Genomic DNA, 18,869 nt, shown 5'->3' on the forward strand with positions numbered 1-18,869 from the left:
GTACTCGGGTGCGGGTCGGCCGACTGACAAGCCGATAGCGCTTCACTAGACTGACGCGGGTGGCTGAGCGATTCGTGGTGACCGGCGGCAACCGGTTGGCAGGCGAAGTCGCAGTGGGGGGCGCAAAGAACAGCGTGCTCAAGCTGATGGCCGCGACGCTGTTGGCCGAAGGCACCAGCACGATCACCAACTGCCCCGACATCCTGGATGTGCCGCTGATGGCCGAGGTGCTGCGCGGCCTGGGCGCAACCGTCGAACTGGACGGCGACGTCGCGCGAATCACCTCTCCGGATGAGCCCAAGTACGACGCCGACTTCGCCGCGGTGCGACAGTTCCGCGCGTCGGTGTGCGTGCTGGGACCGCTGGTCGGCCGATGCAAGCGCGCCCGCGTCGCGCTGCCGGGCGGCGACGCGATCGGATCGCGCCCGCTGGACATGCATCAAGCCGGCCTGCGCCAACTCGGTGCGCAGTGCAACATCGAGCACGGATGCGTGGTGGCACAAGCCGATACGTTGCGCGGGGCGGAGATTCAGCTGGAGTTCCCCTCGGTGGGAGCCACCGAGAACATCCTGATGGCCGCGGTCGTGGCCGAGGGCGTGACCACCATCCACAACGCGGCACGCGAGCCCGACGTCGTGGATCTGTGCACGATGTTGAACCAGATGGGCGCGCAGATCGAGGGCGCGGGTTCGCCGACGATGACCATCACCGGTGTCCCCAAGCTGCACCCGACCGAGCACCGCGTCATCGGGGATCGCATCGTCGCCGCCACCTGGGGGATCGCCGCTGCGATAACCCGCGGGGACATCACGGTGACGGGCGTCGACCCCTCGCACCTGCAGGTGGTGCTGCACAAGCTGCACGACGCCGGCGCCACCGTCACCCAAACCGACGACAGCTTCCGGGTGGCGCAATACGAACGCCCGAAGGCCGTCAACGTGGCGACGCTGCCGTTCCCCGGATTCCCGACCGACCTGCAGCCGATGGCGATCGCGCTGGCCTCGATCGCCGACGGCACGTCGATGATTACCGAGAACGTATTCGAGGCGCGCTTCCGATTCGTTGAAGAAATGATCCGCCTTGGCGCCGACGCCCGCACCGACGGACATCACGCCGTCGTTCGGGGGTTGCCGCAATTGTCGAGTGCACCCGTGTGGTGTTCGGACATTCGGGCCGGCGCCGGCCTGGTGTTGGCCGGGCTCGTCGCCGACGGAGACACCGAGGTCCACGACGTCTTCCACATCGATCGCGGCTACCCGTTGTTCGTGGAGAACCTGGTGATTTTGGGAGCGGAGATCGAGCGGGTACAGTAACCAAAGTCAGTGCCCCACAAGCGCGGTCACCAACGCGAAGGTGGACGAGATCGGGGCCTTGACTCCCTCGCTGGATTGGTACTAGCCTGGCACGGCTGCTCCCGAGACGGTCTCTAGAAGATCAAAATTGGGAGTTGACTTACCTGCCGGATCTGTATTAAGCTGGCAGGGTTGCCCCAAAACGGGCGAAACAAGTGTTGTTTGAGAACTCAATAGTGTGTTTGGTCTTTTTATTTGTTGTTGTTTTTTGGCCATACTTAAACACTCCCCGTGTGTCGGTATGGCCGTAATTTTGATGCCAGTTTTTGGTGTCTTTTTGTTAGGTCAGATTTTCTCTGATTTGAATTCACCTCGTTCTGCGAGGAGTTTTTGTTTGGAGAGTTTGATCCTGGCTCAGGACGAACGCTGGCGGCGTGCTTAACACATGCAAGTCGAACGGAAAGGCCTCTTCGGAGGTACTCGAGTGGCGAACGGGTGAGTAACACGTGGGCAATCTGCCCTGCACTTCGGGATAAGCCTGGGAAACTGGGTCTAATACCGGATAGGACCTTTAGACGCATGTCTTTTGGTGGAAAGCTTTTGCGGTGTGGGATGGGCCCGCGGCCTATCAGCTTGTTGGTGGGGTGACGGCCTACCAAGGCGACGACGGGTAGCCGGCCTGAGAGGGTGTCCGGCCACACTGGGACTGAGATACGGCCCAGACTCCTACGGGAGGCAGCAGTGGGGAATATTGCACAATGGGCGCAAGCCTGATGCAGCGACGCCGCGTGGGGGATGACGGCCTTCGGGTTGTAAACCTCTTTCACCATCGACGAAGGTTCGGGTTTTCTCGGATTGACGGTAGGTGGAGAAGAAGCACCGGCCAACTACGTGCCAGCAGCCGCGGTAATACGTAGGGTGCGAGCGTTGTCCGGAATTACTGGGCGTAAAGAGCTCGTAGGTGGTTTGTCGCGTTGTTCGTGAAATCTCACGGCTTAACTGTGAGCGTGCGGGCGATACGGGCAGACTAGAGTACTGCAGGGGAGACTGGAATTCCTGGTGTAGCGGTGGAATGCGCAGATATCAGGAGGAACACCGGTGGCGAAGGCGGGTCTCTGGGCAGTAACTGACGCTGAGGAGCGAAAGCGTGGGGAGCGAACAGGATTAGATACCCTGGTAGTCCACGCCGTAAACGGTGGGTACTAGGTGTGGGTTTCCTTCCTTGGGATCCGTGCCGTAGCTAACGCATTAAGTACCCCGCCTGGGGAGTACGGCCGCAAGGCTAAAACTCAAAGGAATTGACGGGGGCCCGCACAAGCGGCGGAGCATGTGGATTAATTCGATGCAACGCGAAGAACCTTACCTGGGTTTGACATGCACAGGACGCGTCTAGAGATAGGCGTTCCCTTGTGGCCTGTGTGCAGGTGGTGCATGGCTGTCGTCAGCTCGTGTCGTGAGATGTTGGGTTAAGTCCCGCAACGAGCGCAACCCTTGTCTCATGTTGCCAGCGGGTAATGCCGGGGACTCGTGAGAGACTGCCGGGGTCAACTCGGAGGAAGGTGGGGATGACGTCAAGTCATCATGCCCCTTATGTCCAGGGCTTCACACATGCTACAATGGCCGGTACAAAGGGCTGCGATGCCGTAAGGTTAAGCGAATCCTTTTAAAGCCGGTCTCAGTTCGGATTGGGGTCTGCAACTCGACCCCATGAAGTCGGAGTCGCTAGTAATCGCAGATCAGCAACGCTGCGGTGAATACGTTCCCGGGCCTTGTACACACCGCCCGTCACGTCATGAAAGTCGGTAACACCCGAAGCCAGTGGCCTAACCTTTTGGAGGGAGCTGTCGAAGGTGGGATCGGCGATTGGGACGAAGTCGTAACAAGGTAGCCGTACCGGAAGGTGCGGCTGGATCACCTCCTTTCTAAGGAGCACCACGAAAAGCACTTCAATTGGTGGAGTGCGAGCCGTGAGGGGTTCTCGTCTGTAGTGGACGAAAACCGGGTGCACAACAGCAAATAATTGCCAGACACACTATTGGGCCCTGAGACAACACTCGGTCGAACCGTGTGGAGTCCCTCCATCTTGGTGGTGGGGTGTGGTGTTTGAGTATTGGATAGTGGTTGCGAGCATCTAGATGAATGCGTGGTCCTTCGTGGCCGGCGTGTTCATCGAAATGTGTGATTTCTTTTTTAACTCTTGTGTGTAAGTAAGTGTTTAAGGGCGCATGGTGGATGCCTTGGCATCGAGAGCCGATGAAGGACGTGGGAGGCTGCGATATGCCTCGGGGAGCTGTCAACCGAGCATTGATCCGAGGATTTCCGAATGGGGAAACCCAGCACGAGTGATGTCGTGTTACCCGTATCTGAATATATAGGGTGCGGGAGGTAACGCGGGGAAGTGAAACATCTCAGTACCCGTAGGAGAAGAAAACAATTGTGATTCCGTCAGTAGTGGCGAGCGAACGCGGAACAGGCTAAACCGCACGCATGTATAACCGGGTAGGGGTTGTGTGCGCGGTGTTGTGGGATTGATATGTCTCAGCTCTACCTGGCTGAGGGGTAGTCAGAAAGTGTCGTGGTTAGCAGAAATGGCCTGGGATGGCCTGCCGTAGACGGTGAGAGCCCGGTACGCGAAAACCCGTCACCTACCTTGTATCAACTCCCGAGTAGCAGCGGGCCCGTGGAATCTGCTGTGAATCTGCCGGGACCACCCGGTAAGCCTAAATACTTCTCGATGACCGATAGCGGATTAGTACCGTGAGGGAATGGTGAAAAGTACCCCGGGAGGGGAGTGAAATAGTACCTGAAACCGTGTGCCTACAATCCGTCAAAGCCTCTTCGTGGGGTGATGGCGTGCCTTTTGAAGAATGAGCCTGCGAGTCAGGGACACGTCGCGAGGTTAACCCGTGCGGGGTAGCCGCAGCGAAAGCGAGTCTGAATAGGGCGCATCCCCTTTGGGGTGTAGTGGCGTGTTCTGGACCCGAAGCGGAGTGATCTACCCATGGCCAGGGTGAAGCGCGGGTAAGACCGCGTGGAGGCCCGAACCCACTTAGGTTGAAGACTGAGGGGATGAGCTGTGGGTAGGGGTGAAAGGCCAATCAAACTCCGTGATAGCTGGTTCTCCCCGAAATGCATTTAGGTGCAGCGTTGCGTGGTTCACCACGGAGGTAGAGCTACTGGATGGCCGATGGGCCCTACTAGGTTACTGACGTCAGCCAAACTCCGAATGCCGTGGTGTAAAGCGTGGCAGTGAGACGGCGGGGGATAAGCTCCGTACGTCGAAAGGGAAACAGCCCAGATCGCCGGCTAAGGCCCCTAAGCGTGTGCTAAGTGGAAAAGGATGTGTAGTCGCAGAGACAACCAGGAGGTTGGCTTAGAAGCAGCCACCCTTGAAAGAGTGCGTAATAGCTCACTGGTCAAGTGATTATGCGCCGATAATGTAGCGGGGCTCAAGCACACCGCCGAAGCCGCGGCACATTCACCGTACGGTGGATGTGGGTAGGGGAGCGTCCCTCATTCAGCGAAGCCTCCGGGTAACCGGTGGTGGAGGATGGGGGAGTGAGAATGCAGGCATGAGTAGCGATAAGGCAAGTGAGAACCTTGCCCGCCGTAAGACCAAGGGTTCCTGGGCCAGGCCAGTCCGCCCAGGGTGAGTCGGGACCTAAGGCGAGGCCGACAGGCGTAGTCGATGGACAACGGGTTGATATTCCCGTACCCGTGTATAGGCGTCCCTGATGAATCAGCGGTACTAACCACCCAAAACCGGATCGACCATTCCCCTTCGGGGGCATGGAGTTTCGGGGCTGCGTGGGACCTTCGCTGGTAGTAGTCAAGCGATGGGGTGACGCAGGAAGGCAGCCGTACCAGTCAGTGGTAATACTGGGGCAAGCCTGTAGGGAGAGCGATAGGCAAATCCGTCGCTCATTAATCCCGAGAGGTGATGCATAGCCGATTGAGGCGAATTCGGTGATCCTCTGCTGCCAAGAAAAGCCTCTAGCGAGCACATACACGGCCCGTACCCCAAACCAACACAGGTGGTCAGGTAGAGAATACCAAGGCGTACGAGATAACTATGGTTAAGGAACTCGGCAAAATGCCCCCGTAACTTCGGGAGAAGGGGGGCCGGAATACCGTGAACACCCTTGCGGTGGGAGCGGGATTCGGCCGCAGAAACCAGTGGGTAGCGACTGTTTACTAAAAACACAGGTCCGTGCGAAGTCGCAAGACGATGTATACGGACTGACGCCTGCCCGGTGCTGGAAGGTTAAGAGGACCCGTTAACCGTAAGGTGAAGCGGAGAATTTAAGCCCCAGTAAACGGCGGTGGTAACTATAACCATCCTAAGGTAGCGAAATTCCTTGTCGGGTAAGTTCCGACCTGCACGAATGGCGTAACGACTTCCCAACTGTCTCAACCATAGACTCGGCGAAATTGCACTACGAGTAAAGATGCTCGTTACGCGCGGCAGGACGAAAAGACCCCGGGACCTTCACTACAACTTGGTATTGGTGTTCGGTACGGTTTGTGTAGGATAGGTGGGAGACTGTGAAATACAGACGCCAGTTTGTATGGAGTCGTTGTTGAAATACCACTCTGATCGTATTGGACACCTAACGTCGAACCCTTATCGGGTTCACGGACAGTGCCTGGCGGGTAGTTTAACTGGGGCGGTTGCCTCCTAAAATGTAACGGAGGCGCCCAAAGGTTCCCTCAACCTGGACGGCAATCAGGTGTTGAGTGTAAGTGCACAAGGGAGCTTGACTGCGAGACTTACAAGTCAAGCAGGGACGAAAGTCGGGACTAGTGATCCGGCACCTCTGAGTGGAAGGGGTGTCGCTCAACGGATAAAAGGTACCCCGGGGATAACAGGCTGATCTTCCCCAAGAGTCCATATCGACGGGATGGTTTGGCACCTCGATGTCGGCTCGTCGCATCCTGGGGCTGGAGCAGGTCCCAAGGGTTGGGCTGTTCGCCCATTAAAGCGGCACGCGAGCTGGGTTTAGAACGTCGTGAGACAGTTCGGTCTCTATCCGCCGCGCGCGTCAGAAACTTGAGGAAACCTGTCCCTAGTACGAGAGGACCGGGACGGACGAACCTCTGGTATACCAGTTGTCCCACCAGGGGCACGGCTGGATAGCCACGTTCGGACAGGATAACCGCTGAAAGCATCTAAGCGGGAAACCTTCTCCAAGATCAGGTTTCTCACCCTTTTAGAGGGATAAGGCCCCCCGCAGACTACGGGTTCGATAGGCCAGACCTGGAAGCCCAGTAATGGGTGCAGGGAACTGGCACTAACCGGCCGAAAACTTACCAACACACAATCGCAACCACAGTCCATTTCTTCGGCAATTTGCCGCAGAAAGTTCCGACGCCACACCCCCCACCAAACAAATTTAAATAGAGTTACGGCGGCCACAGCGACAGGGAAACGCCCGGTCCCATTCCGAACCCGGAAGCTAAGCCTGTCAGCGCCGATGATACTGCCCATACGGGTGGAAAAGTAGGACACCGCCGAACATACACAAAAACACCCCCGGCAACGGGGGTGTTTTTGCATTCTCGGCCAAAACCGCTGGGGCACAGGCAGTTCCGGTGGCCACCGGCAGTTGGAGGCACATCGATACCACGATCGGCTACGCGCACGCGCCGGCTTCGGAGCGGTGCTCAATGGTCGATCGAACGGCGTTGTTGCGAACCGGATCTCGCCCGGGGAATGGCCGGTGTGCTGGTCAGTTATCCCGCAAACGGCGGGCGCGCCATCACCGTCGGACGGATCCCATAGCGCGGACCCGCACCGGACGATCCGGTGCCGGCACCCGCCAGCGGCATCCCTCCGAGCAGGTTTCCGGGCCCTGACGTCTCCGGCGTTGTGATGAAGCGGCTGATCGGAATTGACGAAGCCCCAGAAGCCGCCGGGCCTGCGGCGGAGGCCCAGCTGGCCGGCACGGAGAGTCCGCCGACCGGCGCCGCGCTGCCCAGGCCCGCCGAGATGGCGCCGCCTCCGGCGCCCAGGGCCTGCCCGATTGCGGGAAGGCCCGCCGCTGCTTTGGCGCCGTCGCTGGCGGCCTTCGCGGCCGGCGCCAACGCCTTCGCGAGCGATTGAAAGTGGGTCGACATGCCGGTTACGCGATAAGCCATCGCAAGGGTGTTCTGGGTCGGACTGGAATATTGCGACCACAGGCTCACAAACTCATTCTGTTTCAACGCGTCCGAGATCGGTGTTGCGGACGCAGTTGATGAACTAGGTGACGCGAGGCTTTGCAGCGCGGAGGGCGTGGAGGACAACAACTGCGACTGCGTAGCCTGCGTGCCGGTGCCGCCCGACGTGCCTGCGGCTCGGGTGACCGCCGCGGCCTGCGTGGCTTGTCCGGCGGGGTTGGTGGTTTCCGTCGGCTCGGTGAATGGCGTGACTTCGGCAGTCGGCGCGGTTTGGGCGGCGTAGCCGTACATCGCGGCGGCATCTTGAGCCCACATTTCACCGTATTGGGCCTCGAGCTGCGTGATCAGCGGGGTGTTTTGACCGAGGACGTTCGTCGAAATCGCCTGGGCCAGCAGGGTGCGGTTCGCCTCGATCAGCGGTGGGGGCACCGTAGCGGCGAACGCCGTCTCGTAGGCGCCGACTGCAGCCCTGGCCGATGTGGCGGCCTGCTCGGCTTGCGCTGCGCTGGTACGCATCCACGCCAGATAGGGTTTGGCCGCGTCGGCCATTTGTCTCGATGCCGGGCCCATCCACTCTTCGCTGGTCAGTTGTGTGATTACGGTGTCGTAGGCGGTTGCGGCTGAGTCCAGCTCGGCGGCCAGCATGTTCCACGCCCATGCAGCAGCCATCATCGATGCCGGCCCCGGTCCGGAATACATGCGGGCAGAATTGAATTCAGGCGGTAACGCCCCGAAATCCAGCACCTCCCCACCCTCCTCAGCTGGTCGCGGCCGCGTTGATGGCCTCGGTGGCCGCGTACGAGCCGGCGCCGAGCTGCAGCATCTTCACGAAGCCGTCGTGAATCATCGTGGCCTGGGCACAGACCGTCTGATACATCTGGGCATGCGTCGCGAACTGCGCAGCGATCAGGACCGAGACCTCGTCAGGTGCCGCGGGAACCACTCCCATCGTCGGCGCCGACGCGGCCGCATTCTGCGCGGCCAGCGCCGAACCGATCACGGCCAATTTGCTGGCTGCCGCGGATAACGCTTCCGGTTGGGTCGTCACGAACGACACGGTGATTTCTCTCCTCGCTGGTTCCGATTTCCGACGGCTCCCAAGCCGCTCCTCAGCGAGGTTAGGTGCTGCGTGGCCGATAGTGTATGACTAACGACAAGTGTTCATCTCCAGCTAGATTCAGTTCATAATCATGAACATCTGAGTACATATATCTACTTAAGATCACATATGTGCACCATCATCCACTTCTGAGCGATCGTTGCGGCGGCCACACAGGCGCTTCGCATTCGTGACTACGTGGCTGACGGTGTCGGCTGCGCTGGGCGGGCCCCGCGCACAAGTATCTGACCACAGTTTCGGGGGTTACTGGCGCGGATGCGAAAGGCGTCGACGAGGTGAGGGGACCGATTAGTGGATTACGGCGCGCTTCCGCCGGAAGTCAACTCTGGGCGCATGTATGTCGGCGCGGGGGCGGGGCCGATGTTGGCGGCCGCCGCAGCCTGGGACGGGTTGGCCACCGATCTGTACATCGCGGCCGCCTCCTACAGCTCGCATATCTCTGAACTCACATGTGTGTGGCTGGGTCCGGCGTCGGCGTCGATGGCCAGCGCTTCGGCGCCGTATGCGGCGTGGCTGACGGCGACCGCCGCGCGCGCCGAGCAGACGGCCGTCCAGGCGAAGGCCGCCGCACGAGCCTATGAGGCCGCGTTCGCGATGACGGTTCCGCCGCAAGTGATCGCAGCCAACCGTGCGCAACTGATGACGTTGATCGCGACCAACTTCTTTGGACAGAACCTGCCGGCGATCGCGGCGACGGAGGCGCACTACGCCGAAATGTGGGCCCAGGACGCAGCTGCGATGTACGGCTACGCGGCGGCCTCGGCGGGGGCATCAGCATTGACCACGTTCGACCAGCCGCCCTCCAACACCAACCCGGCGGGCCAGGCCGGTCAGGCCGCCGCCGTCTCCCACGCCGCTGACGCAAGTGCACAATCCAGCGCGTCCGCCTCGCGGCTGGCAAACCTCAGATCGGCCTCTGGTGCACTATCGAATGCATCGACTGGGTCGTCCGAATCGTCGAAACCGGTTGCCTGGAAAGACTGGGTATCGATGTACACCAACGACCTTGGGATCGCATATAACCATTTGGGCGACTGGGACCACATGATGAAGCTCTGGGAAGGTGGGATACCGGCCGCCGCCAGCAAAGGAGCTGAGGCTGCTGTGGCGGCCGCGCCAGGGGTCGGCGGAACGCTGGCCAGCGGCCCGGTGTCGTCGGGCACGTCGTCGGCTGTCTCCGCGGGTCTGGGCAGGGCGGGCACGGTCGGCCACTTGTCGGTGCCGCAGAGTTGGGCCGCTGCGGCCCCAGCGACGGGCGGGGAAAGCAACCTGTCGGCTCTCGGCGGTGCCACCGTTGGCTCCGAAGCCAAGGAAGCGGGCCTGCTTCGCGGCATACCGCTGACCGGCACGGGCAGGGGCTCCGGGGGGAAGGTGGTTGGACAGCGGTACGGATTCCGTCATGCCGTGATGGCGCGGTCGGTGGTTGGTGGGTAAGTGGGGAGATTGGCGATGCGCACCGATCGCGGGTGTCGCCGCCCGCGAGCCGGCCTAATGGTCCGAAGTGAACCAGGCGACCTTGGCCTGCCACGATCGGGCAGACCCGTAGGCGAAGCCAATTGCGCTCAGGCAGGCGCACAACCAGACCGGCAAGACGATGTCGGAGCCCGCCCAGGCGGTGCCCATCTGAATCACGGTAGCTGCCACGCCGAATGCGGCCGAGATCAGATAGAGGTCGACGGTCGTCGTTGAGCGGGGATCCGTCCGCAGTATCAGGAGTACTCGCCCGGCGTAGCCGAGTAGATAGATCATCAGGGCGCCCAAAACCAACCAGTAAGCCGCTAGCCAGATGTCGCTGGCCGGGGCGGCGAAGAAGTCGAGGTGATGGCCTTCGTCGGCGATGATGAACAGGGCCACCAGCAGCGGAATCGCAAGCCTGAGCGGCCGCGCGACGTGTTTGCGCAACAGACCGCGCTCGTGGATTTCGTCAACGAGACGGATGAGTCCGTGCCGGATGATGGCCGTCACCGCGAAGATCCAGCAGATGTGGCCGAGAAGATGTTGTATGTTCCACAGCCCGAAGACGCGGTGCAGGGGCGGGCCGAGCGCGGCCGACGCCCAGTGTGACATCAGTAGGACGGCGCAGCCGTGCAGTGCGATGTTGCGGGTTGCGCCGGCCTCCCATCGGGAGCGCCAGGTGTCGCGCCGGATCCACAGGCAGCACAGGATGGCAGCCAGGGTGGCAATGATGAGTGCGGTTTTGATCATTAAATGGGTCCCGGCAGTGCCGCTCAGACGGGCGGACTGTTGGGATCGGGACGAAGGTCACGCAATCGGGGCGGCCCCGCTTGGGACTCCACGTATTCGGTGACCGAGTCGCGGTCGATCAGGCCGTAGCGGACTTGCAGGTCTACCGGGTTCAACCCTAAATACTTAGCGGCCCTGATCAGGTTGTCTGCGGTGATCAGCCTGCCTTCGCGAGCCGCCTTGTAATACGCGGACTTGCGGTAGCCGAATGCTTCGTAGACCTCGGTAGCCGCCAAGGGCCGACCCACCAGGTACGGCAGAACCACGGCTGGGTCCTTCGCACTGTCGTCCACAATTATGGACGATAGCGCCGTTCGACGGACCTGGCAAAAGGAAGCGCGGGTCACCGTGAATTCCCGTACCGAACGTGGATCACCACGCCCCTGCGGTCAATCGAACAGTGTTGCGCAGCTGCGGGCCGTTTCCAGATCCAGAAGGGTGCGTTTGCGTTGCAGCCCACCGCCGAAGCCGGTGAGACTTCCGTTGGCGCCGATGACGCGATGGCAGGGAACGACGATGGCGATCGGGTTGTGGCCGTTGGCCAACCCGACGGCACGGGCGGCGCCCGGCGCTGCGATCTGCTCGGCGATTTCACCGTACGAGCGGGTTTCGCCGTACGGAATGGTCAGCAGCGCCCGCCACACTCGGCGCTGAAATTCGGTGCCTCGCAGGTCGAGCTCGACATCGAAATTCGTCAGCTCGCCGGCGAAATACGCGCCGAGTTGCTCGACGGCCTCGCCGAAAGCCTGCGGGTTCGGCGACCAATCGCTGCGGCTCGGTTCGTAGGTCTGATCGACCATTCGAAGATTCGTCAGCACCGAGCCGTGACCGGCCAGGGTCAGCAGCCCGATCGGGCTGTCGATGGTGCGGTACTCGGTCATGCGACCTCCTGTGGCGGCCAATGGTTTACCGGATGCTCGAGGGTGGTCCAGAGGTATTGGGTGGCGTAGGAACGCCAGGGTCGCCACTGCGCACTGCGGGCGACGAGGGAGCGCTCGTCGGCCGGCAAGCCCAGCTGTTCGGCGGCCAGGCGCAAGCCCAGATCGCTGGCGGGGAACGCGTCGGGATCGCCGAGGCCGCGCATAGCGATCACCTCCGCGGTCCAGGGACCCACGCCGGGCAAGGCGAGTAATTGCGTTCGGGCAGTGTCCCAGTCGCAGCCGGCGCTCAGCACCACACTGCCGTCGGCGAGGCCGGCGACCAGAGCGCTCAGCGTCCGTTGCCGGGACTTGGGCACCGCCAAGTGGATAGGGTCGATGTCCGCGAGCTGCTCAACGGACGGGAAGGTGTGCGTCAACGTTCCCTCGGGATCATTGATCGGCTGCCCGTAGGCGGCGACCAGGCGGCCCGCGTGGGTGCTCGCCGCCTTGGTGGACACCTGCTGGCCCAGCACCGCGCGCACCGCGAGTTCGGCTTCGTCGACGGTGCGGGGAATCCGCTGCCCCGGCGCATTGGCCACGACGGCGCAAAACTCCGCGTCCCCGGCCAGCGACTCGTCCACCGCTTCGGGATCGGCATCGAGGTCCAGCAGGCGGCGGCAGCGCGCGATAGCCGTTGTCAGATCACGGAAGTCGTCGAGCACGAGCACGCACCGGACGTGATCGACGGCTGGGGTCAGGGTGACGATCGCGTTGCCGAACGGGAGGCACAGACTGCGCCGGTACGCGCCGTCACGGACCTCCTCGCAGCCGGGCACCGTGCCCGCCGCCAGGTGACCGAACACACCGGCGTAGGCGAAGGGTGTGCGCACCGGGAGCCGAAGGCACACGGTGCCAGGCGAATTCGGGACAGATGCGGAACGTGTCGTCGCGCGTTGGCGCAGCGCGCTCGGTGTGTTCTCGAAGACCGAGCGAACGGTGTCGTTGAACTGGCGGATGCTGGAAAAACCGGCGGCGAAGGCGACGTCGCCGAATGGCAGGTCCGTGGTCTCGATCAACACCCGGGCGGTCTGCGCCCGTTGCGCGCGGGCCAGTGCGAGTGGGCCGGCGCCGACCTCGGCCTGTAACAGCCGCTCCAGCTGCCGGGTCGTGTAACCGAGGCGGGCGGCCAGGCCAGCGACGCCTTCCCGGTCCACCGTCCCGTCTGCGATCAGGCGCATCGTTCGCGCCACGACGTCGCCGCGCACATTCCATTCCGGAGATCCCGGGGACGCGTCGGGGCGGCACCGCTTGCAGGCCCGAAAGCCGGCCCGCTGAGCGGCCGCCGCCGTCGGGTAAAAGCGCACGTTGCGGGCGAATGGTGGCCGCACCGGGCAGCTGGGTCGGCAGTAGATGCGGGTGGTCAGCACCGCGGTGACGAACCAGCCGTCGAACCGCGCGTCCTTGGACTGGACGGCGCGGTAGCAGCGTTCGAAGTCGTCATGCACGCTTCAAGACTTACACCCGCCGACCGACAAAACTGGCGGAAAAGCGACATCGTCGTGGGATGGGCCTGAGGCGACGAATCGGGCGTGGGGCGGCTCGCCATCCGGCGCCCTTTCTCGTCGATTCGAGATTTTTACCGCCCCCAATGGTATTTACTGTGATCCGGCTCACTGACTCTGGTGGTGTGACTCGACGGGGTGAGCGAGTTCGGGGAAAGGCGAACGAATGACGTGGCTGGCGACTTGGTGGGGCCAAGACGACCATTTCGACTGGCTGACAGGCTATTTGCAGGCTCACGGGCTCAGCACCCCCACCCGCAGGGTTCTGGCCGTGGTGGCGGCCTCCCTGGTGCTGGTGCCGGTCAACGTTTTGTACGGACCCGCACCGATGTATCCGCGTGTGGCGCTGACGGTTTCGGTCGTCGCCGCCATCCTGGGCCTGGGCATGGCGGCGCTGTGGCTGAGCGGGTGGCCCACCCGGCGCCAGTCCGTTTTCTACATCATGACCGGCGCCGTATCCATCGGCGGCGGTTGCCTGTGGCAACCGCAGCCACTCGTCGGGCTGATGGCATGTTCGGCCATGGCGGTGACGGGCGGCTACATCGCGTTCTTCCACACGGCCAGGCTCATGGCGCTGAACTTCGTCATGGCCTGCGCGATCGCGGCCTGGCAAGCGGTGCGCCTGGCCGCTACCGGACAGGCCGTGCTGGCCTTCACCGGCTACTTCCTGGTGCTGGAACTCAACGTGGTCGTCCCGCTCGCCATCCAAGTCGTGGTGCGGGCGCTGTGGCTCGACCTGCTACGCGCCAACCGCGACCCGCTGACCGGACTGCTGAATCGGAGGGCCTGCGACCGGGCGATCGTGGGCCGGATGCTCGCCGGCGCCAACAACATGCATCTGGCGGTGGCCATGCTTGATCTGGACCGCTTCAAAGAGCTCAACGACACCCACGGGCATGCCGCCGGCGACGAGGCGCTCATCGCGGTGGCGGACACGCTGACGACCGCATGCGGCGAGACCTCCGTCGTCGGCCGGGTCGGCGGGGAGGAATTCCTGGTCGCCGACATCGTGACGACCGAACAGCTGCCGTCCTGGGGCCGACAGCTCTGTGACGCGGTGGCCGCGGTGAACGCGGCGGTGACCGCCAGCGTCGGAATCGCCACCCTGGCGCTGGGCAGCGTCGTCTCGGAATATGCCGAGCATGCGTTTCACCAGTTGGTCGCCCACGCCGACGCCGCGATGTACGAAGCGAAGCGGTGTGGGGGAAACCAGACCCGCCATCACCAGATCGCTGTCTGAGCCGACGCTCGCATCCCCGCCACGGTCACGACGCCGCGCTCTACCGCCCCGCGGGAGGGATTGTCCGGGGCCGCATCTCGTGGTGCTCTACGGCCGCGGCGGCCGCGATGAAGTCCCGTGCCGAGCGAGACAGTGGCCGATCGGAATTCCAGATCATGCCCACATCGCGGTAGGCGTCGGCGTCGGCCAGGCGCAGCACGCGCACGCCCGGTGCGTACTCGCTGCCGTCGATGGGCACCAGGCTGACGCCAAGTCCGGCGGCGACCAGGCCCGCGACCGTCGTGAGATTCGGTGCTTCCAAGCCGATCCGGGGCCGGAATTGCGCTGCGGCGCAAAGCTCGTCGAGCAGTCGACGCATGCCGAATCCGGGGTGCATGGTCACGAACGGTTCGTCGGCCAGATCGGTCATGGATACCGCCGCAACGCCCGAAAATCGTTGATCGTCCGGCACGGCGACACCGAGGCGCTGACGAAACAGGCTGCGCCAGGCCAGAGTTCGTTTGCGCGGGCGCGGTGACACCACTCCGATGTCGACGACGCCGGACTGCACCCGATCGCCGATCGATTCCGCGGCCCCCTCCTCGAGCGTGAACGTCACCCGCGGGGAGGACTCCCCGAATGTCGCGATCAAGCGCGGCACCACGGTTGACCCGAACGAACTCAGAAAGGCCAACCGGATCTCGCTGACGGCCGGATTCGTCAGGTCATCGATCGCGCGCCTGGCCGAATCGAGCTCCAGCTGGGCCCGCCGGGCGTGCTCGTAGAAGATCCGGCCGTAGGTGTTGAGCGACAGCCTCCTGCCGTGGCGATCGAACAGCGACACCCCCACCTGCTGTTCCAGGCGCGCCAGCATCCGGGTCAGCGTCGGCTGCGCGACATGAAGCTGCTCGGCCGCCGACGTGACGTGCTGCAGCTCCGCGAGTGTGATGAACCACTCGTAGTCACCGTCCGCCATCCTGTCACCTTTGCTTATGCGCTTTATGCATCATAAACCGCGAAATAATTCATTTCCTTTTAGGCGCCGCGGCACGAAGCATCATTGCCATGCCTCAGGCCGCCGTCGCGCATCAAGCCGGAACCACGGGATACCGGCGAATGACCGCCGCGCTGTACGGCGCCGGCCTGGCCAGTTTCGCCGCGATGTACTGCACGCAGGCCCTGCTGCCGGCGTTGTCGGCGAGTTATCGGATCACCCCGGCCACCGCCGCGTTGACGGTCTCACTGACGACGGGAATGTTGGCGCTCTCGATCATCCCGGCGAGCGTGCTGTCCGAGCGGTACGGGCGCACCACCGTGATGCTCGCCTCGGGGATAGCGTCCAGCGTCATCGGGATGCTGCTGCCGTTGAGCCCCACGCTCGGCGTGCTACTCGCCGGACGCGCGCTGCATGGCGTGGCGCTCGCCGGCATACCCGCGGTCGCCATGGCCTTCCTCGCCGAGGAGGTGCACGCCTCCTCGCTCGGTTCGGCGATGGGCTGCTACGTTGCGGGGACCACGGTGGGCGGGCTGGCCGGACGGATCGTGCCCGCGCTTGTCGTCGACGTCAGCAATTGGCGGGTCGCGCTGCTGGCGTGCTCCGCGACGACACTGGCCGGCACGGCCGTGTTCGCGCTGCTGGTGCCCAGGTCGCAATTTTTCACCCCGAAGGCGGCGAGCGTGCGGGCCACCGTGCACAACCTTGTCGCGCATGTGCGAAACCCGGTGTTGCTGAAGCTGTTTGCGTTGGGCTCGGTACTGATGGGGGGATTCGTCACGGTGTACAACTACCTCGGCTACCGGCTGACTGAGCAGCCCTTCGGATTGGCGCCCTCGGTGGCCGGCCTGCTGTTCGTCCTGTACCTCGTGGGCACCTGGACGTCGGTCGTGGCGGGGCGGCTCGCGGACCGCAGGGGGCGCTGGTTCGTGCTGGGCGCCGCGTTGCCGATCACCGTGACCGGCCTGCTGCTCACCGTCCCGCACGCGTTGGCCGTGATCGTCATCGGTGTGGGTGTGTTCACCGGTGGATTCTTCGCCGCACACACCGTTGCCAGTGGCTGGGTGGGTGCGGTCGCGCACCGGGACCGCGCCGAGGCGTCCGCGCTGTACCTGTTCAGTTACTACCTGGGCGGGTCGGTGGCCGGCGCGCTGGGAGGTCTCGTCTACGGCGTTGGCGGCTGGCGGGCGACGGCGTGGTTTGTCGGCGGGCTGCTCGTGGCCGGCTCGCTGCTCGTCGCACTGTTGGTGCGGGAGAACGGATCCCGCGCCAAAAGCTTCGCCGGGTCGATGGCCACCGCTCGGTGACCAACCCGCCGCGCTAGCCCCGGTATCAGCCGGGAGGCGTCCCGACGCACGCGCCCCCGGCGCATGCACCCGCGCCGCCCGGTCCCGCGGAAGCTCCGGCGCCCGGCACACCCGCACTGGCCCCACCCGGTCCGGCGCCGGCGCCCGATCCGCCAGGACCGGCGGTGGTGGCGCCACCCTGCCCGACGCCGGGTCCACCGCCACCCGGACCGCCGGTCCCCGGTGCCGTCGGAGCCGTCGTCGTGACGCTCGCCGGCGTCGTGACGGTGGTGGTCACGGTCGAGGTGCTGGGGCTCTTGTTGTTGTTGCTCGAGCATCCCGCGGACAACGAACTCAAGGCAATCGCCACGGCGATCCCCGCGGCGACCGAAACACGGCGGGCAGTTCCACTACCGGTCATGTAAAAGCCAATCTCTGAGGGGTCAAGTTCTTTGTCGCTGTACCCATTTCGACTCGGTATCAATCATCGAACGGGTCGACCGGCGACGCCAGTCGGGTCGGACGCTCGTGCCCGCGCAGGGTCACGGTGTCGCCCAAAGACCAACGCGCCCGCTCGTTTTCACCTGCGCGCTCAATGGCGTCGGCCGTCGCGAGCAGCCGGCTCGATTGCGACTTAGCCAGCTCGCACAACCGGGCCGCCTCGTTGACCGGTTCACCGATCACCGTGTACTCGAAACGTTCCCTGGCACCGACGTTTCCGGCGACGGCTTGACCCGCCGCCACACCGATGCCGGCCGAGAGCTCACACATTTCATTGGCCAGTCGTTGGGCAATGCACCGCGCGGCAATCAGCGCCTCGTCCTCCGGAGAATCGAGACGATTGGGCGCTCCGAAGATCGCAAGCGTCGCATCGCCTTCGAACTTGTTCACCAGCCCGCGGCGGCGGTCCACTTCCTCGACGACGATGCCGAAGAATTGGTTGAGCACCGCGACCACATCGGCAGGCGGCCGGCTCGTCACGAGTTGGGTGGACCCGACGATGTCGATGAAGACGACGGCCACGTGGCGTTCTTCGCCGCCCAGTTCGGGGCGCTCGCGTTCGGCGGCCGCCGCCACTTCGCGCCCCACGTGGCGGCCGAACAGGTCGCGCACCCGTTCGCGCTCACGAAGCCCGTCAACCATGCGGTTGAAGCCTCGCTGCAGCTCCCCGAGCTCGGTTCCGTCGAACACCACGAGATCGCCACGTAGATTGCCGCGCTCCACCCGCTGCAGTGCCGCGCGCACCACTCGCACCGGCGTCGCGGTCAGCCAGGCCAGGATCCACATCAGGACGCATCCGAAAATCAGGGCGGCCGACGACACGATCAGCACACCGACCGCGAACTCGGTTTGGGTGAGATTGTTCAGCCATACCTCGAACAGCGCCAGCAGCGCGATGCCGATGACCGGCACGCCCGAACCGAGGAACCACACCGTCATTGTTCGGCCCATGATCCCCGACGCCAGCCGCCGCGGCGGCGGACCCGCCTCGAGCGCCTGAGCCGCCACAGGACGCAATGCGAACTCGGCGAGCAGGTAACTGCCGGTGGCCACGAGGACGCCGCAGAAGCTCACCCCGACCAGGAAACGGGGGATGAACATCGTGTTGACCATGCCGTAGAGGACCGAATAAAGCACCGCCCCGGTCCCCCACAAGACGAGGTCGACCAAGGCGATCCGCCACGGGGCGATGAACGTGTTGCGCTCGTCCTCGGCAGTCGGGGTGCGCTCCTCGATCGCCCAGCGCAAGGCAAGGACGGTCCTGCGGGTGATCCATACGGTGCCCAGGGCGAGGGCCAGGGTTGCGTATGCCGGCATGGCCCCGAACGTGATCCAGGCCGGCGCATCGGCGAAAATGCTCGGTACCGGGATGGCAACGGTTACCAACACCACCGCCGCGCCGATCCCGATCAGGTTCGCTCCCAGAACCAGAACGGTCATGATGATCTGGATGCGTATCCGTCGCCGTCCCTGGCTTTCCGACACCCGTCCGAGCAGCAGGGAGCCGTACGCGGGCGTCGCCGGCAGACGGCCGCTCTGACGGGTGATCCGCTCGAGCACCCGGCCTATTCGCTGTGCCACGGAACGGTGGGCCGACATGGTGGCGTCAGCCTATGTTGTCGGGCACGCTCT

General features: G+C 63.6%; 13 protein-coding genes and 3 rRNA genes. 8 read left to right on the top strand and 8 right to left on the bottom strand.

What is annotated here, in order from left to right:
• Window positions 1–59 precede the first annotated feature (59 nt).
• From murA to rrf, 4 genes are all read left to right on the top strand, one after another.
• Complete coding sequence (murA, locus tag A5732_RS24910) at window positions 60–1,313, top strand: UDP-N-acetylglucosamine 1-carboxyvinyltransferase (protein ID WP_076103568.1); 1,254 nt, start codon at window positions 60–62, stop codon at window positions 1,311–1,313.
• 370 nt (window positions 1,314–1,683) lie between these two features.
• A 16S ribosomal RNA gene (locus A5732_RS24915) occupies window positions 1,684–3,214 on the top strand.
• Window positions 3,215–3,497: 283 nt separating this feature from the next.
• A 23S ribosomal RNA gene (locus A5732_RS24920) occupies window positions 3,498–6,607 on the top strand.
• 89 nt (window positions 6,608–6,696) lie between these two features.
• Window positions 6,697–6,809 (top strand): 5S ribosomal RNA (gene rrf, locus A5732_RS24925).
• Together the 16S, 23S and 5S rRNA genes form the textbook arrangement of a ribosomal RNA operon.
• 216 nt (window positions 6,810–7,025) lie before the next feature.
• Here rrf and A5732_RS24930 read toward each other — a convergent pair.
• Window positions 7,026–8,195: a PPE family protein gene (locus A5732_RS24930; RefSeq protein ID WP_076052381.1), complete on the bottom strand. Its 1,170-nt coding sequence runs from the start codon at window positions 8,193–8,195 to the stop codon at window positions 7,026–7,028.
• 13 nt (window positions 8,196–8,208) lie between these two features.
• The gene (locus A5732_RS24935) at window positions 8,209–8,508 is read right to left on the bottom strand and encodes a PE family protein (RefSeq protein WP_076052380.1); all 300 of its coding nucleotides are present in this window, start codon (window positions 8,506–8,508) and stop codon (window positions 8,209–8,211) included.
• Between the two features lie 354 nt (window positions 8,509–8,862).
• Here A5732_RS24935 and A5732_RS24940 point away from each other — a divergent pair, with 354 nt between their 5' ends.
• Complete coding sequence (locus tag A5732_RS24940) at window positions 8,863–10,005, top strand: PPE family protein (protein WP_076103569.1); 1,143 nt, start codon at window positions 8,863–8,865, stop codon at window positions 10,003–10,005.
• A 54-nt stretch (window positions 10,006–10,059) separates the two neighbouring features.
• Here A5732_RS24940 and A5732_RS24945 read toward each other — a convergent pair whose 3' ends face one another.
• The 4 genes from A5732_RS24945 to A5732_RS24960 all read right to left on the bottom strand — a co-directional run bounded on the left by A5732_RS24945 (window position 10,060) and on the right by A5732_RS24960 (window position 13,180).
• Window positions 10,060–10,776 carry a hypothetical protein gene (locus A5732_RS24945; protein WP_076103570.1) on the bottom strand — a complete coding sequence of 239 codons (717 nt, stop codon included), beginning with the start codon at window positions 10,774–10,776 and terminating at the stop codon, window positions 10,060–10,062.
• A gap of 23 nt (window positions 10,777–10,799) precedes the next feature.
• A complete protein-coding gene (locus A5732_RS24950; RefSeq protein ID WP_076052377.1) occupies window positions 10,800–11,108 on the bottom strand; it encodes a hypothetical protein in 309 nt (102 codons plus the stop codon).
• Between the two features lie 96 nt (window positions 11,109–11,204).
• The gene (locus A5732_RS24955) at window positions 11,205–11,696 is read right to left on the bottom strand and encodes a methylated-DNA--[protein]-cysteine S-methyltransferase (protein ID WP_076103571.1); all 492 of its coding nucleotides are present in this window, start codon (window positions 11,694–11,696) and stop codon (window positions 11,205–11,207) included.
• Window positions 11,693–13,180, bottom strand: coding sequence for a DNA-3-methyladenine glycosylase 2 family protein (locus A5732_RS24960; RefSeq protein WP_076103572.1), 1,488 nt, complete (start codon window positions 13,178–13,180; stop codon window positions 11,693–11,695). Before A5732_RS24960 ends, A5732_RS24955 begins: the two co-directional genes overlap by 4 nt.
• A gap of 223 nt (window positions 13,181–13,403) precedes the next feature.
• On the opposite strand from A5732_RS24960, the gene A5732_RS24970 reads away from it, so the two are divergent.
• Window positions 13,404–14,477 carry a GGDEF domain-containing protein gene (locus A5732_RS24970; RefSeq protein ID WP_076052374.1) on the top strand — a complete coding sequence of 358 codons (1,074 nt, stop codon included), beginning with the start codon at window positions 13,404–13,406 and terminating at the stop codon, window positions 14,475–14,477.
• Window positions 14,478–14,517: 40 nt separating this feature from the next.
• Here the strand turns inward: A5732_RS24970 and A5732_RS24975 are convergent, their stop codons facing one another.
• Window positions 14,518–15,432: a LysR family transcriptional regulator gene (locus A5732_RS24975; protein WP_076103573.1), complete on the bottom strand. Its 915-nt coding sequence runs from the start codon at window positions 15,430–15,432 to the stop codon at window positions 14,518–14,520.
• Between the two features lie 89 nt (window positions 15,433–15,521).
• On the opposite strand from A5732_RS24975, the gene A5732_RS24980 reads away from it, so the two are divergent.
• Both A5732_RS24980 and A5732_RS27430 read left to right on the top strand, forming a co-directional pair.
• On the top strand, window positions 15,522–16,757 hold the full coding sequence (locus tag A5732_RS24980; protein WP_249266721.1) for an MFS transporter: 1,236 nt from the start codon (window positions 15,522–15,524) through the stop codon (window positions 16,755–16,757).
• A gap of 242 nt (window positions 16,758–16,999) precedes the next feature.
• Window positions 17,000–17,161 carry a hypothetical protein gene (locus tag A5732_RS27430; protein WP_170880008.1) on the top strand — a complete coding sequence of 54 codons (162 nt, stop codon included), beginning with the start codon at window positions 17,000–17,002 and terminating at the stop codon, window positions 17,159–17,161.
• A gap of 55 nt (window positions 17,162–17,216) precedes the next feature.
• On the opposite strand, the gene A5732_RS24990 is transcribed toward A5732_RS27430, so the two are convergent.
• A complete protein-coding gene (locus A5732_RS24990) occupies window positions 17,217–18,836 on the bottom strand; it encodes an adenylate/guanylate cyclase domain-containing protein (protein WP_076103574.1) in 1,620 nt (539 codons plus the stop codon).
• Between the last annotated feature and the right edge of the window lie 33 nt (window positions 18,837–18,869).

Origin of the sequence: Mycobacterium colombiense (genome assembly GCF_001953985.1) — a bacterium.
In the GTDB taxonomy this organism is placed as follows: Bacteria; Actinomycetota; Actinomycetes; order Mycobacteriales; family Mycobacteriaceae; genus Mycobacterium; species Mycobacterium colombiense_B.